The 13713-nt window shown below is 58.5% G+C and carries 16 protein-coding genes; 8 read left to right on the forward strand and 8 right to left on the reverse strand.

Annotation, left to right across the window (positions count from 1 at the left end; all coding sequences use genetic code 11):
- Together prmC and prfA are read right to left on the reverse strand one after the other, a co-directional pair.
- Positions 1–785: peptide chain release factor N(5)-glutamine methyltransferase (prmC, locus tag P8O11_RS12030; RefSeq protein WP_300294489.1), on the reverse strand; the 785-nt coding region annotated here is incomplete at its 3' end.
- Complete coding sequence (gene prfA / locus P8O11_RS12035; RefSeq protein ID WP_089890149.1) at positions 782–1831, reverse strand: peptide chain release factor 1; 1050 nt, start codon at positions 1829–1831, stop codon at positions 782–784. The genes prfA and prmC, both read right to left, overlap by 4 nt.
- Positions 1832–1893: 62 nt before the next feature.
- On the opposite strand from prfA, the gene P8O11_RS12040 reads away from it, so the two are divergent.
- The gene (locus tag P8O11_RS12040; RefSeq protein ID WP_300294492.1) at positions 1894–2172 is read left to right on the forward strand and encodes a hypothetical protein; all 279 of its coding nucleotides are present in this window, start codon (positions 1894–1896) and stop codon (positions 2170–2172) included.
- Here the strand turns inward: P8O11_RS12040 and P8O11_RS12045 are convergent.
- The 4 genes from P8O11_RS12045 to P8O11_RS12060 are packed head-to-tail and all read right to left on the reverse strand — an operon-like array spanning position 2119 to position 5898.
- Positions 2119–2529: a DUF1499 domain-containing protein gene (locus tag P8O11_RS12045; RefSeq protein ID WP_300294494.1), complete on the reverse strand. Its 411-nt coding sequence runs from the start codon at positions 2527–2529 to the stop codon at positions 2119–2121. The two genes, P8O11_RS12040 and P8O11_RS12045, sit on opposite strands and share 54 nt — an antisense overlap.
- A gap of 39 nt (positions 2530–2568) precedes the next feature.
- The gene (gene speB, locus P8O11_RS12050; protein ID WP_300294496.1) at positions 2569–3537 is read right to left on the reverse strand and encodes an agmatinase; all 969 of its coding nucleotides are present in this window, start codon (positions 3535–3537) and stop codon (positions 2569–2571) included.
- Positions 3538–3565: 28 nt separating this feature from the next.
- The gene (locus P8O11_RS12055) at positions 3566–4729 is read right to left on the reverse strand and encodes a M20 aminoacylase family protein (protein WP_300294498.1); all 1164 of its coding nucleotides are present in this window, start codon (positions 4727–4729) and stop codon (positions 3566–3568) included.
- An 11-nt stretch (positions 4730–4740) separates the two neighbouring features.
- Positions 4741–5898 (reverse strand): M20 aminoacylase family protein, encoded by a 1158-nt coding sequence (locus P8O11_RS12060; protein WP_300294500.1) that lies wholly within the window; start codon positions 5896–5898, stop codon positions 4741–4743.
- A 62-nt stretch (positions 5899–5960) separates the two neighbouring features.
- Between P8O11_RS12060 and mazG the strand changes: the two genes are divergently transcribed.
- Together mazG and P8O11_RS12070 are read left to right on the forward strand one after the other, a co-directional pair.
- A complete protein-coding gene (mazG, locus tag P8O11_RS12065; protein WP_300294501.1) occupies positions 5961–6788 on the forward strand; it encodes a nucleoside triphosphate pyrophosphohydrolase in 828 nt (275 codons plus the stop codon).
- Positions 6789–6859: 71 nt separating this feature from the next.
- On the forward strand, positions 6860–7876 hold the full coding sequence (locus P8O11_RS12070; protein ID WP_300294503.1) for a Fe(3+) ABC transporter substrate-binding protein: 1017 nt from the start codon (positions 6860–6862) through the stop codon (positions 7874–7876).
- A gap of 61 nt (positions 7877–7937) precedes the next feature.
- On the opposite strand, the gene P8O11_RS12075 is transcribed toward P8O11_RS12070, so the two are convergent.
- Positions 7938–8825 (reverse strand): hypothetical protein, encoded by an 888-nt coding sequence (locus P8O11_RS12075; protein ID WP_300294505.1) that lies wholly within the window; start codon positions 8823–8825, stop codon positions 7938–7940.
- A 120-nt stretch (positions 8826–8945) separates the two neighbouring features.
- On the opposite strand from P8O11_RS12075, the gene P8O11_RS12080 reads away from it, so the two are divergent.
- Together P8O11_RS12080 and P8O11_RS12085 are read left to right on the forward strand one after the other, a co-directional pair.
- Positions 8946–9881 carry a nucleoside hydrolase gene (locus tag P8O11_RS12080; RefSeq protein WP_300294507.1) on the forward strand — a complete coding sequence of 312 codons (936 nt, stop codon included), beginning with the start codon at positions 8946–8948 and terminating at the stop codon, positions 9879–9881.
- The gene (locus P8O11_RS12085; protein ID WP_089890122.1) at positions 9878–10324 is read left to right on the forward strand and encodes an N-acetyltransferase; all 447 of its coding nucleotides are present in this window, start codon (positions 9878–9880) and stop codon (positions 10322–10324) included. The genes P8O11_RS12080 and P8O11_RS12085 overlap by 4 nt, the downstream gene beginning before the upstream one ends.
- On the opposite strand, the gene P8O11_RS12090 is transcribed toward P8O11_RS12085, so the two are convergent.
- The gene (locus P8O11_RS12090; protein WP_300294510.1) at positions 10321–11214 is read right to left on the reverse strand and encodes a DMT family transporter; all 894 of its coding nucleotides are present in this window, start codon (positions 11212–11214) and stop codon (positions 10321–10323) included. The two genes, P8O11_RS12085 and P8O11_RS12090, sit on opposite strands and share 4 nt — an antisense overlap.
- A gap of 103 nt (positions 11215–11317) precedes the next feature.
- Between P8O11_RS12090 and P8O11_RS12095 the strand changes: the two genes are divergently transcribed.
- From P8O11_RS12095 to P8O11_RS12105, 3 genes are all read left to right on the forward strand, one after another.
- Positions 11318–12196, forward strand: coding sequence for a PhzF family phenazine biosynthesis protein (locus P8O11_RS12095; RefSeq protein ID WP_300294511.1), 879 nt, complete (start codon positions 11318–11320; stop codon positions 12194–12196).
- A gap of 29 nt (positions 12197–12225) precedes the next feature.
- Entirely contained in the window at positions 12226–12639 is a 414-nt protein-coding gene (locus tag P8O11_RS12100) for a Fur family transcriptional regulator (protein WP_089890116.1), read from the forward strand.
- A 108-nt stretch (positions 12640–12747) separates the two neighbouring features.
- Positions 12748–13638, forward strand: a complete 891-nt coding sequence (locus P8O11_RS12105) for a DMT family transporter (RefSeq protein ID WP_089890091.1) — start codon at positions 12748–12750, stop codon at positions 13636–13638.
- Positions 13639–13713 lie beyond the last annotated feature (75 nt).

The raw sequence follows: 13713 nt of genomic DNA on the forward strand, positions 1-13713 counted from the left end.
CCCTCAAGCCCCACCGCGCCCATCAGTGCGGCCACATCCGCGCCCTGTGTCGGGCCGATTTCCACAATCAAACGCCCGCCTGGCGCAAGGAACTCAACCGCGCGCTCACAAATCTTACGATAGGCGCTCAGCCCGTCCGCCTCATCCGTCAGCGCCATCCGTGGCTCATAGCCAAGCTCTGGTGCAAGGGCGGCCATTTCCTCAAGCGCAATATAAGGCGGGTTTGACACGATCAGATCGTAAGGCCCACGCGCCTGTGAAAGCCCTTCATACCAATCTGAAAGACAGCTGCCCGCACGCGCCTCAAGACCAAACGCCGCTCGGTTCAATGCAAAAATCTCAAGCGCAGCCGCCGAAAGATCAGCTCCAACCCCGCGCGCGCTGGACTGTTCACAGAGCAGCGTGAGCAAAATACACCCCGAGCCTGTGCCCAGATCAAGAACCCGCTCAAACGGTCGCTCCAGCGCAGCCAGAACAAGAGCCTCCGTCTCAGGGCGCGGATCGAGCACATCGGCAGTGACGCTAAATGCGCGCCCAAAGAAGGCACGGCGCCCAATGAGATGTGAGACAGGTTCACGCGCCATGCGCCGCACCACAAGCGCCTCAAAGGCCGCCGCGGCCGCGGCTGGCAACTCATCTTGCAAATACAGCGTCATCCGCGCCGCTTCAATGCCGAGAACATGTGCCATCAAAAGGCGCAGATCACGTGCACCGCCCTCGATCCCTGCGTCCGAAAGCGCCTTGCCACCCGCGCGCAGCGCCGCAGTCACAGTGGCTCCGCTCACCCGTTCATCTCCGCAAGAAGTCGCGATTGATGGTCCGCGATCAGCGCATCAATCGTTTCATCAAGATCGCCCTGCATCACAGCCCCAAGGCTGTACAGCGTCAATCCAATACGATGATCCGTCATCCGCCCCTGCGGGAAATTGTAAGTTCTGATCCGCTCTGAGCGGTCGCCCGAACCAACCTGCTCGGCACGGCTGGCGCTGCGTTCGTCATGGACTTTCTGACGCTCCAGATCAAACAGCCTTGTTTTGAGGACTTGCATGGCAATCTCTCGGTTGCGGTGCTGGCTCTTCTCTGAAGAGGTCACAACCAGACCGCTAGGAATGTGAGTGATGCGCACTGCCGAGTCGGTCGTGTTCACATGCTGCCCGCCCGCGCCACTTGCGCGCATTGTGTCTATCCGAATGTCATTGGTGTTGATGACGATGTCGACGTCTTCCGCCTCAGGCAAAACAGCCACTGTGGCAGCCGAGGTGTGTATACGTCCGCCACTTTCCGTTTCGGGCACGCGCTGCACACGGTGCACGCCACTCTCAAACTTCAGCCGTGCAAACACATCTTGCCCAGCCACACGCACAACAGCCTCCTTGACCCCGCCAAGCTCGCTCACGCTCTCTTCAAGGATCTCGAATTTCCAGCCGCGCGCCTCCGAATAGCGCTGATACATACGTAGCAAGTCGCCTGCAAAAAGCGCCGCCTCGTCTCCGCCCGTCCCGGGTCGGATTTCAATCAGCGCCGGGCGCCCATCCGCAGAATCCTTGGGCAAAAGCGAAAGCTGCAAAGCCGCCTCAGCCTCTGGCAAACGCGCCCGCAAAGCGGGCAGCTCTTCTTCCGCCAGCGCCTTCATTTCAGGGTCAGCGAGCATCTCCTTGGCCTCGGCCAAATCCGCAAGCAGTGTGCGGTAGCTTTCGATCTCCTCCACCACAGGGCGCAGATCGGAATATTCTTTGGCCAAAGCCGCAATGTCCCCTCCCCCTTCGGCCATCTTGGCCTCAAGGAATTGGAAACGCTGAATGATCTGTTCTAAACGCTCTGAAGGAACCATGGCTCCGATGTGCGGTATTCAGCCCGCTTGGTCAAGCGCCGACTTAATGCTATACTTGCCCCATGACGCGCCTTGCCATCTTCCTTATGGCCCTCGCGGCCCCCGCTTTTTCCGATCAAAACATCGGCGGCAAAGTGATTGATTGTTACTGCACAGATACCTCAGGCGCACGCGTCGAGCTTGGAGAAAGCATCTGCCTTCAGGTTGGCGGTCGTATGTTTACCGCCCAGTGCCAGATGTCGCTCAACGTTCCGATGTGGCGCGAAACATCGGATGGCTGCATGAGCTCACAGCTTCAGATCAGTGAGCCAGTTGCGAATGCGAGCCTGATTGACTCCTAGGTCTGATTTGCCAAACCGCAGGCGCCCGTAGGTCTCGATTTGGCCGTCAGCAAGCCGCACTGTGCTATAATCAGGAAAGCCCCAAAGGGCCGAACGGGTCACATAAAGCCGCTGGTCGTCCCAACCCCCTAGCGCCTGTGTGCGCGGCGTTGAAAGCAGGACAGCATCCACCGCGGCCCAATTGCCCTCATAAGCGCGCACCGCACGAAAACCGCCCACCTCAGCATGATCGCCAAGGGCCGCCATAGGCCCTGTAAGCCGCCAGCGCTCCGCATCCTGCGGCGCTAGCCGCACATAGGCCGCAAAGCCCAAAACAAGCAGAAGCGCTCCCAAGAAAAGCCAGCTAATACGCCCCATCCCTCTGTTTTTGCTCCAAATAATACCGCCAAGGCCGGATTACGCTTTGCCAAGCTTGTTCCAGCCGAGCAAACAGATGATCTCCATCGCCACATGCGCCCCCGCAATCGCGGTGGCCCCGTTCGTGTCAAACGGCGGTGAAACTTCGACAATATCCCCGCCCACAATATTCACACCCGCCAAATCGCGCAGAATATGAGACGCCTGAGCCGAGCTCAGCCCACCCCAAACAGGTGTCCCTGTGCCCGGCGCAAAGGCAGGATCGAGCCCGTCAATGTCAAAGCTGAGGTAAACGGGCCGCGCACCAACAATCTCGCGCGCTTTGGCAGCGACGGCCGCAGACCCGATCGCATGAACCTCGCGCGCATCAATGATATTGACGCCCAGCGTGTCTTCATTCGTTGTCCGAATACCGATCTGCACAGAGGTCTTCGGGTCGACAATCCCGCTCTTGACCGCTTTGTAAAACATCGTGCCGTGATCCACACGGCTCATGTCGTCATCTGCCCAAGTATCGGTATGCGCATCAAACTGGATCAGCGAAATAGGGCCGTATTTCGCTGCATAGGCCTTGAGAATAGGGAAGCTTATGTAGTGATCCCCCCCCAGCGTGACGCTGGCTGCGCCACCCGCAAGAATGCCCCTGATATGGGCCGTAAGCGCCTCAGGAAAGGCAGGGATATTGGCGTAATCAAACGCCAGATCGCCATAATCAACAATATTCATCTCATCCAGCGGGTTATACCCCCAACCATAAGGCGCATCGGGGCTTTGCAACGTGCTCGCCTCACGAATGGCGCGGGGGCCGAGCCGCGTCCCTGGGCGGTTGGTCACCGCTTGGTCAAACGGGACGCCCGTGACAGCAATGTCCGCGCCCGCCAAATCCTTGGTGTAACGGCGGCGCAAAAACGAAAGCGCCCCGCCAAAGCTGTTTTCAAAGCTCACGCCGCGGTCAGAAGTGCGTGTAAACGCCTCGTCCACATAATTTTTGCTGTCTTCCAGTGCCATGTCGTCTCTCCATTCGCTTTCGCAGGCCTTAGCTCAGCGGTGCAGCCTTCTCAACCAGCCGCGCGAGAAACGATGCTCCGATCGGCGCAATCCCGTCATTAAAGTCATAGGCGGGGTGATGAACCATCGCCCCTTCGCCGTTGCCGACAAAAGCATAAACCCCAGGCCGCTGCTCCAACATGTAGGAGAAATCTTCTGCCGCCATCATCGGCTTGGCATCGTCCGTAACATTGGCTTCCCCGACAATCTCACGCGCCACATCGGCGGCAAAAGCGGTCTTGCCAGCGTCATTCACAGTCGCAGGGTAGCCGCGATCATATTGCAGCACGGAGTCAACGCCAAAGCTCGCCGCCTGCCCCGCAACAATCTCGCCCATACGCTTTTCCACCATGTCGCGCACATGAGGGTCAAACGTGCGCACCGTCCCGCAAACCCTTGCACTGTCAGGGATAATATTCGTCGCTGTTCCCGTGTTGATCTGCGTCACAGAGACGACAAGCCGCTCCTGCGCGTCATTGTTTCGGCTCACAATGGTCTGGATCGCCTGCACCGTGGCCACAGCCGCCACCACAGGGTCAACGCTCTCGTGCGGCATGGCCCCGTGCCCGCCCTTGCCCTGAATGTCGATATAAAAACTGTCGACCGCCGCCATGATCGGCCCTGCAACCGTACCGATAATTCCGGCTTCAAGCCCCGGCCCATTGTGGATCGCATAGACCTCATCAATCCCGAAACGCTCCATCATACCTTCCTTGACCATGGCCTCGCCACCACCAGACAACTCCTCGTCCGGCTGGAAAATAAGCACAGCCTTGCCAGCAAAGTTCCGTGTCTCGCTGAGATATCTTGCAGCACCAAGTAGCATCGCTGTGTGCCCGTCATGGCCGCAGGCGTGCATCTTGCCGGGGATCTTACTGGCGTATTCCAGCCCCGTGATCTCCTCCATCGGAAGCGCATCCATATCCGCACGCAGACCAATCGCTGGTCCCTCGCCCTGCCCGTTGATCACGGCCACAACACCACTCTCGGCCCAGCCTGTGGTGATCTCATCGACGCCAAATTCCTTCAATCGCTCCACAACAAAAGCCGCCGTCTCATGGCACTCACGCCCCAATTCGGGGTTCATATGAATATGCCGCCGCCATGCCTTCATCTCGTCAGCAAGCCCCGCAATACGGTTGATCACAGCCATCGGTCGTCTCCTTATCTATGCAGCGTCTCAATCAGACGCGCAAAAAACGAAGCGCCAATCGGGGCTACCTCGTCGTTAAAGTCAAATTCAGGGTGGTGCACAGACGGGCCAAGCCCTTGGCCCAAAAAGTAAAACGCCCCGGGCCTCTCATTGAGCATATAGGAGAAATCCTCCGCGCCCATCTCTGGCGGCAGAACGGTAATCACCATGTCATCGCCCACAACCTCGCGCGCCACTTTGGCAGATTTCTCAACCTGTGCCGCGTGATTAACCGTCGCGGGGTAGCTGCGCTCGTAAACCACCTCCGCAGACATCTCAAAACTCTCCGCCTGTGCCCGCGCAATCTCGCCAATCCGCCGCTCGGCAAGGTCACGGTTTGTCTCGCTAAAGGTGCGCACGGTCCCGCTCAGCTTAACTTCGTCGGCAATGATATTGCTCGCAGTGCCGCCATGAAACTGCGTCACCGAAACCACAATGGGATCAATCGGGTTCGCATTGCGCGCCACAATGGTCTGAAGCGCAAGCCCCGTCTGCATCGCCGCAATCATTGGGTCTTTGCATGCGTGTGGATAGGCAGCATGCCCACCCACACCTTTCACAGTGATCTCCCATTCATCCACCGCAGCCATAATCGGCCCCGCGCAGGTGCGCAGCTCACCCGCCTGCGCAAATGGATCGGTGTGAATGGCATAGACCTCATCAATCCCGAAGCGCTCCATCATGCCCTCTTCGACCATGATGCGCCCGCCGCCAATCGCCTCTTCCGCAGGCTGGAAAATCAGCGCGACACGTCCCTTAAAATTGCGCGTCTCACTCAGATATTTCGCTGCACCAAGCAGCATCGCCGTGTGCCCGTCATGGCCGCAAGCGTGCATCTTGCAGTCCACCTTACTGGCCCACTCGGCCCCCGTCTCTTCCTGCATCGGCAGCGCGTCCATATCCGCGCGCAGCCCTGTGCAAGGCCCAACACCCTGACCGTTGATAATGGCAACAACGCCCGTCTTCGCGATGCCCTCATGGATCTCGTCTACACCAAACTCGCGCAGCCGCTTGACCACAAAGGCCGCCGTCTCGTGACAGTCCAGCGCCAGCTCTGGGTGCATATGAATATGCCGCCGCCAGCCCGCCATTTCTTCGGCAAAGCCCGCAATCCGATTTATCACCGCCATGTCTTGCGCCTCCTGTCCGCTCAGATACCCTAGCACTCAACACCGAAGAGAAGGCATAGGCAATGGCTGACGACACGCTCATTCACACTCCCAATGGCGGCCTCCCGCGCCTCCGCGCGATCATGCGCGCCTTGCGCGACCCCGAAACAGGCTGTCCGTGGGATATCGAACAGACTTTCGCCACCATCGCCCCCTATACCATCGAGGAGGCCTATGAGGTCGCTGACGCGATTGAGCGAGAGGCATGGGACGAGCTCAAAGGTGAGCTTGGTGATCTCCTGTTCCAGTCCGTCTTTCACGCCCAGATGGCCGAGGAAGCGGGACTCTTTAGTCTTGATGATGTCGCTGACACAATGTCGGATAAGATGGTCACGCGGCATCCACATGTTTTTGGTGCAGAATCGCGCAACAAATCCGCCGAACAACAGACCCGCGACTGGGAAGCCATCAAAGCGGCCGAGCGCGCGGACAAAGCCGAAAAAGGCACACTCGACGGCGTCGCCCTGGGCTTGCCCGCGCTCTTGCGCGCCCACAAGCTGCAAAAGCGCGCCGCCCGCGTTGGCTTTGACTGGCCAAGCGCCCGCGAAGTTCTCGACAAAATTCTTGAGGAATCCCGGGAACTTGTCGAGGCGCAGGCTGAAGTAGACCAAGAGCACATCCTGGAGGAATACGGTGACCTTATGTTTGTGATGGCCAACTTGGGTCGGCACCTTGGCGTTGAACCAGAGGCCGCTCTCCGCGCGGCCAATGCCAAGTTCGAGCGCCGCTTTGGCCGCGTCGAAGCCCTGCTCGCGGCGCGCGGCAAGCGCCCCGAAGACAGCACCCTTGCCGAGATGGACGCGCTCTGGACCACTGCAAAAGAAGAAGAACGTGAGCAAAATAATACCTGATATAAAAATTCAGGTATTGACCCGACAAAAAGACTCAGGATAAAACCGCTTCATCAGAAACGGAGACTCACATGACCCCCCTGCCCAAATTTGCTTTCAGCATCGCAGCCTTCGCCATGGCCGCACCCGCACCCGCGCTCGCGGAAGAAGTGAATATCTACTCCTATCGCCAGCCAGAGCTGATCAAGCCACTGACAGACGCCTTCACCGCCGAGACAGGCATCGCCGTAAACGTCGCCTACCTTGAAAAAGGCATGGTCGAACGCCTGCAAGCCGAGGGCAAGCGCTCCCCTGCCGATCTTATCTTCACAGTCGATATTTCGCGCCTGAATGCCGCCGTGGAAGCGGGCCTCACTCAGCCCGTCACAAGCGACGCGCTCACAGCCAATGTCCCCGCGATCTACCATGACCCGGAGGGCCATTGGTGGGGCCTCACAACCCGCGCTCGCATCGTCTACGCAAGCAAAGAGCGCGTCGCAGAGGGCGAAGTGACAACCTATGAGGACCTGGCCGATCCAAAGTGGAAGGGGCGCATTTGCACGCGCTCGGGAACCAACGCCTACAATGTCGCCCTCACCTCCGCAGCGATCTATCATCACGGCGAAGAGGGCGCAAAAGCTTGGCTTGAAGGCGTCAAAGCAAACCTCGCCCGCAAACCCCAAGGCAATGACCGCGCCCAAGTCAAAGCGATCTGGGCTGGAGAATGCGACATCGCCATCGGCAACACCTACTATATGGGCCAGATGCTTGCGGACCCTGAACAAAAGGAATGGGCGGATAGCATCAACATCGTTTTTCCTGTCTTTGAAGGCGCAGGCACGCATGTAAACATCTCCGGCGTTGCCATGACAAAAGCCGCACCAAACAAAGACAATGCGTTGAAAATGATGGAGTTTCTTACCTCTCCCGCGGCACAGGAAATCTATGCAAAAGACAATTTCGAATACCCAATCGCACCCGGCACAGTGGCCGATCCTCTGGTCGAAAGCTGGGGCAGCTTTACGGCCGATCCTGTCAATCTGATGGACCTCGCCCGCCTGCGTGACGAAGCGCTCAAGCTCACAGAAACGGTTGATTTTGACGGCTAGTCCCTTGGTCGTCAAACCACTGAGGCGCTCCTTCGGGAGCGCCTTTTTTACATCACGCGCCTCACGCTCTAAGCGTGACGCCCTCCATGCTCCCGATCAGCGCAAGGTCGTCTCGATAGCGTGTCGCCAGCGCCTCTGATTGCGCCTCTGAGAAGCGTGCAAAGCCACGGTCCTCGCCGTGCTCAGCAAACTCGGTAATCACGGCCTGCCAGTCTTCCCGCTCAAGCACTTTTCCCGCCTGATAAATACCCTGCAAATGCTCAAGCGCCGCATCTGTCGCACTGACATTAAGATCATATTCAGGTTCCACATATGCGCCCGCCTCAGCCCCAAGCAGCCGCACCAAAAGCTCAGAACTCGTTCCACGCGCGCCATACTCAACCACAGTCATGCTTTTTGGCTTCAAAACGTTCTGCAAAGCCTTCACAGCCTCAGGCCAGCCGCCACGAAACGCGGCCATCGCCTCTGCATGGGTCTCAAACGGCTCCACCGCATTATCCTCGGCATGTTTGCGAAACCCCGAGACAAACAGGTCCCCATAGGGCCGTACTATCAGCAGGATATGCTCCGCCTCCGCGCCCACCGCTTCAAGCTCGTCGCGAAACACACGTAGCCGCTTTCGCCGTGCAGGGTAGAGACGCCCAGAAAAGAAATGAATGATCAGCCCGAGCAGGTTTTCTTCTGACAAGACAAGGGGCTGGTCCTCGCCGCTCACATGCTTCTTGAGCGCGCGCGTAACTTTACCCACAAAAGCACCGTGCTGGTCCTCGCCATGGCTCGGCTTGGGAAGTCGCAAGTGCAAATGTCCCTCTGGCGCGCCGTCGCGTCCGGGATAAGCGAGGTCATACCCCTCCGTTTCGAGCTGCTGGCGATTGGCCGCAAGACAGAGCTGGAAACTGGACGTCCCCGTACGGTGCGCCCCCGCATGCAGGTAAAGTTTACGAACCATCTGCCACCTCTTTATTTTTTACCCCGTAACTGTCCGCCAGTTTCGGCCCTTATGCAACGCTTGGCTGGACAGCACGCACAACTGTTGCCAAGGTCGCCCAAACTCAAAGAGGCTCAAAGCGTGCGTAAAATCATCATTGATACAGATCCAGGCCAAGACGACGCGGTCGCAATCCTATTGGCGCTGGCCAGCCCCAAAGAGCTCGATGTGCTCGGAATTACCTGTGTTGCAGGCAATGTGCCACTACATCTAACGGAGAAAAATGCGCGCATAATCTGTGAGTTGGCAGGCAAACCTGATGTTAAAGTCTTCGCGGGTTGCAACGCGCCCTTGATGCGCAAGCTTGTCACAGCCGAGCATGTTCACGGCAAAACAGGCCTCGATGGTCCAGTCCTGCCAGATCCAAAGATGCCCTTGCAAGACGATCATGCCGTTGATTTCATTATCAATACCCTGCGCGCGGAGCCCATCGGAACAGTGACGCTCTGCCCCCTTGGACCCCTCACCAATGTCGCAACCGCCTTCCAGAAAGCGCCCGATATTGTCAGCCGCGTGCAAGAGATCGTGCTGATGGGCGGCGCATATTTCGAGGTCGGCAACATCACTCCCGCCGCTGAATTCAACATTTACGTTGATCCGGAAGCAGCTGATATTGTTTTTAAATCTGGCGCTCCCATTACAGTCATGCCGCTGGACGTGACCCACAAGGCTCTTGTCACCAAAGACCGCAACGACGCGTTTCGCGCCATAGGCTCAGCTGTCGGGGTCGCCGTTGCCGAGATGACAGAGTTCTTCGAGCGCTATGATCGCGAAAAGTACGGATCTCTCGGCGCGCCCCTGCACGACCCCTGCGTGACAGCTTATCTCTTGCAGCCTGAGCTCTTCACAGGCCGCTCGGTCAACGTCGAAATCGAAACCCAATCAGAGCTCACGCTTGGCATGACTGTCGCCGATTGGTGGCGCGTCACAGACCGCGCGCCCAATTGCACCTTCATGGGACAGATCAACGCAGAGGGCTTCTTCGCCCTGCTCACAGAAAGACTGGCCCGCCTATGAAGCTGCTGCACCTCGCTCGCCCTGATGACATGGAGAAACTCCTGCCACTGGTCGAGGGCTTTCACGCCCACCATGGCATCACTTTGTCAGACGAAAAGCGCCAAGCCGCCCTGATGCCACTCCTTGAGGGCATTCCACACGGGATGATCTATCTCGCTGGCCCGCGCAAAGCGCCTGTCGGCTATATCATCATCACGCTCGGGTATTCCGTCGAGCTTGGCGGCATCGAAGGCTTCATTGATGAATTTTTCATTCGCGAGAAAGTCCGCGGCCGCGGCATGGGCCATGAAGTGCTCACAACCCTGCTCCCCGCCCTCAAGGATCACGGCATCAAGGCCCTGCACCTAGAGGTCGAACGCAACAATGAAACCGCCCAGCGGCTCTACAAGCGCGCAGGCTTTGAAGCGCGCGAAAATTACATTCTGATGACCCGCACGCGCTAGCGTGGAATGCGCGGCCTACGGTTGATCAAGACAAGCCCAACAGCAACAAGACACAGCCCGCCGATGATCTCGGGGCCGATTTCCTCGCCCAATACAAGCCAGCCGAGCGCAACGCCGCAGACGGGCGACAAAAAGCTGAACGAGGCCACGCCCGACGCTGGATAAATCTTGAGCAGCATAAACCAGAACAGATAGCCAAAGCTCGCCACAGCCAGCACCTGAAACGCAAGACCCGCCCAATGGATCGGCGCCAGATCACGCGTCAGCGGACCAAACAGCGGGGCAAGCGCAAACAACAGGAGCATAGACACGCCGAGCTGCCACAAAAGCTGAACTTCTGGGCGCTCTTGCGACACAGGGTGAAGCCTTAAAAACAGGGCGATCCCGCCCCAGCCAAGTGCTGCGCCCAGCGCCAGAAGATCGCCAAACAGGCTTGCTTCCGCGCCCTCATAAGGCTTCGCCAAAACCCAGATCACACCCGCCATCGCCAGCGCAAGGCCAAGCGCACGCGGTGCGCGCATCTGCTCCCCGGGCAGCAGAAAATGTGCCACAAGCGTGAGCCAAACCGGCATCGAATAGAAAATAATCGAGGCCCGCGACACTGTTGTGTAATCCAGTGCCAAATACAGACAGACAAATTCAAAGGTAAAGAGCAAGCCCAGCACAAGCCCCGGGAAAAGCAGATCGCGCCGTATCCCATGATGCACCCCGCGATAGCGCATCCACGCCAGAATCACGAGAAAGGCGCATGCCGAGCGCAACCCCGCCATGAAAATGGGCTGAAAGCCCCCGTTGCTGAGCTTGATCACAACTTGATTGAGCCCCAGCACAACCGCAAAAACAGTCAGCGCCACAGCGCCCGCCAGATCCATATGTGATTTACGTTCCATCGCGCCATCTGCTCAGGCGGCAGCCCCAAGGTCAAGAGCCCAAACGCTTGGCCCGCGCCCCGCCCCCATGCTAGGCTTCAGCCAGCAGAGCGGAGCCTTTTTCATGACAGACTACATCGTGCTGGATGTCTTCACAGACACGCCCTTTGGAGGCAATCCCCTCGCCGTGATCCCCGACGCCACAGACCTGCCCGAAGCAGAGCTGCAAAAGATCGCACGCGAATTCAACTTTTCGGAAACCGTCTTTCTCTATCCGCCTGAAGAGCCTAACGATACAGCCCGCTTGCGCATCTTCACCCCAACAATGGAGATCCCCTTCGCAGGTCACCCGACGATAGGCGCAGCCATCGCTCTTGCCCAACAGGGCCACGGCCCCGCCATGCGCCTTGCCCTTGGCGTCGGCCCTTTGACAGCCCGCGCCACGCCCACAGAGGCCAGCTTTGACACCGCCGTGCCGCTCGACATTCTGGGCCAGCCATCGCCTGCCCTTGTCGCCCGCGCACTCGGGCTGCCCGAAAGCGCAATCTGTCTCGACAACCACGCGCCCACGCTCGCCTCTGTCGGCCTGCCCTTCACCCTCACAGAGCTGACAAGCCGCGCCGCGCTCGCCGCCTGCTCACCCGATACCGAAGCCTTCCGCGAAGGCGCAGCCGTCTACAAAGGCGCACTCGACTTTGCCCAATTCGCCTATTGGCAAGACGGCGAGACCTTGCATGCGCGCATGTTCGCCCCCTTAGACAATATCGCCGAAGACCCCGCCACAGGCTCCGCTTGCGCAGCCCTTGGCGCGTTTCTAGCCAGACTGAGCAGTGCCCCTGTCGCCTTCACAGTCCTACAAGGTTCAGATATGGGCCGCCCCTCGCGCATCGGGCTACAAGCCCGCGACGGCAGTGTCACAATCGCAGGCCAAGCCGTCAAAACCATGCAAGGTCAGCTCACGCTCTCCCCCTTACCACTGGCCAAAAGCCCAGAGCTCGGCTAAACCCACGTCACCCTTTGATGAGCCACGCCATGACCGATACAATCACCTCCCGTTGCGAAGCCAAAGGCCTGCGCATGACAGGCCAGCGCCGCATCATCGCGGCTGTGCTGCAAGATTCTGATGACCACCCCGATGTCGAAGAGCTCTACGCCCGCGCCGTAGCCCTCGATTCAGGGATTTCGATCGCCACAGTCTATCGCACAGTAAAGCTTTTTGACGAGGCTGGCATTCTGGACAAGCTTGAGTTCGGGGATGGTCGTGCCCGCTATGAAGATGCTGAGCGTGAGCACCATGACCACCTGATTGATCTCAATTCAGGCGAAGTGATCGAATTCGTCGATGAGGAAATCGAAGCTCTGCAAGAGCGTATCGCCCAAAAGCTCGGCTACACCCTCAAGGGCCACCGCCTTGAGCTTTACGGCGTACCGCTCAAAAAGCCCTGATCCCGCTCTTTTAAAACAAACTCCACAACTCGTTAACAAGCGAAAGAGCTTGCACAGACCTCCGCTTTCCGTGATGCACGGCCCGTAACCCTTACGGACGCACATCCCATGAACAACCTGCGCGGCATTCTCTTCATCACAGCGGCGATGGCGGCTTTTTCGATTGAAGACAGTTTCATCAAGCATCTTTCCGGCTCGGTCCCCAAAGGGCAGATCATGCTGTTGCTCGGCCTTGGCGGCGCGTTGGTTTTCTTCCTTGTGGCCCTGCGCCAACGGGTCAATGTTTTTGCAAAGCGACACTTCTCATGGCCCCTCTTTTGGCGCACCGCGTCCGAATCCGTTGCAGCCCTCTTCTTCATCACCTCGCTGTCGCTGGTTCCGATCACGACAGTGGCAGCGGTCTTTCAAGCCACCCCGCTGGCAATTACCCTTGGCGCCGCGCTTTTTCTTGGCGAACAAGTTGGCTGGCGGCGCTGGAGCGCGATCATGGTCGGGTTCCTTGGCGTGCTGATCATCATCCGTCCCGGCATGGCGGGGTTTGACCCCGCATCCCTCTTTGTGGTCATCACCGTCTTCACCATCGCCGCGCGCGATCTGCTTACGCGCCTGATCCCCACAGAAACATCCTCAACGGTTGTCTCCTTTTACGGCTTTTTCGCCCTCGTGGTCTCAAGCCCCCTGCTCATGGCAATAACAGGCTGGCCCGAGGCGGTCACAGGGACAGAAGCGCTCTCACTTGGTGCAGCCGTGGCCTTTGGCGTCATCGGCTACTACCTCATCGTCACAGCCATGCGCATGGGCGAAGCCTCCGCCATCATGCCGTTCCGCTACACGCGTCTGCTCTTCTCAATCATTCTTGGCGCGTGGATTTTTGGCGAATCCCCCGACGCACTGACATACCTTGGCTCAGCCCTGATCATCGCATCTGGCCTTTATACCTTCCTGCGCGAGCGCAAACTGGCCCGTGCAATGGCTCGTGAGGCCTCAGCCACGGCATAATCCTTCATGTTGGCGCTATCGTCCTTGCGCTCATAGCTCAAGCGCCTACAACCCGTCTCAACCTTACATTTGAGA

Origin of the sequence: Lentibacter sp., assembly GCF_029254145.1 — a bacterium.
Taxonomy (GTDB): domain Bacteria; phylum Pseudomonadota; class Alphaproteobacteria; order Rhodobacterales; family Rhodobacteraceae; genus Lentibacter.

Excerpts from the sequence above, each read along its gene's own strand:
- P8O11_RS12095 (WP_300294511.1), top strand. The coding sequence starts at position 11,318 with ATGACAGACTACATCGTGCTGGATGTCTTCACAGACACGCCCTTTGGA.
- P8O11_RS12085 (WP_089890122.1), top strand. The coding sequence starts at position 9,878 with ATGAAGCTGCTGCACCTCGCTCGCCCTGATGACATGGAGAAACTCCTG.
- mazG (WP_300294501.1), top strand. The coding sequence starts at position 5,961 with ATGGCTGACGACACGCTCATTCACACTCCCAATGGCGGCCTCCCGCGC.
- P8O11_RS12040 (WP_300294492.1), top strand. The coding sequence starts at position 1,894 with ATGACGCGCCTTGCCATCTTCCTTATGGCCCTCGCGGCCCCCGCTTTT.
- P8O11_RS12055 (WP_300294498.1), bottom strand. The coding sequence starts at position 4,729 with ATGGCTGTGATCAACCGTATTGCGGGGCTTGCTGACGAGATGAAGGCA.
- P8O11_RS12100 (WP_089890116.1), top strand. The coding sequence starts at position 12,226 with ATGACCGATACAATCACCTCCCGTTGCGAAGCCAAAGGCCTGCGCATG.
- P8O11_RS12045 (WP_300294494.1), bottom strand. The coding sequence starts at position 2,529 with ATGGGGCGTATTAGCTGGCTTTTCTTGGGAGCGCTTCTGCTTGTTTTG.
- P8O11_RS12070 (WP_300294503.1), top strand. The coding sequence starts at position 6,860 with ATGACCCCCCTGCCCAAATTTGCTTTCAGCATCGCAGCCTTCGCCATG.
- P8O11_RS12075 (WP_300294505.1), bottom strand. The coding sequence starts at position 8,825 with ATGGTTCGTAAACTTTACCTGCATGCGGGGGCGCACCGTACGGGGACG.
- P8O11_RS12105 (WP_089890091.1), top strand. The coding sequence starts at position 12,748 with ATGAACAACCTGCGCGGCATTCTCTTCATCACAGCGGCGATGGCGGCT.
- P8O11_RS12060 (WP_300294500.1), bottom strand. The coding sequence starts at position 5,898 with ATGGCGGTGATAAATCGGATTGCGGGCTTTGCCGAAGAAATGGCGGGC.
- P8O11_RS12090 (WP_300294510.1), bottom strand. The coding sequence starts at position 11,214 with ATGGAACGTAAATCACATATGGATCTGGCGGGCGCTGTGGCGCTGACT.
- speB (WP_300294496.1), bottom strand. The coding sequence starts at position 3,537 with ATGGCACTGGAAGACAGCAAAAATTATGTGGACGAGGCGTTTACACGC.
- prfA (WP_089890149.1), bottom strand. The coding sequence starts at position 1,831 with ATGGTTCCTTCAGAGCGTTTAGAACAGATCATTCAGCGTTTCCAATTC.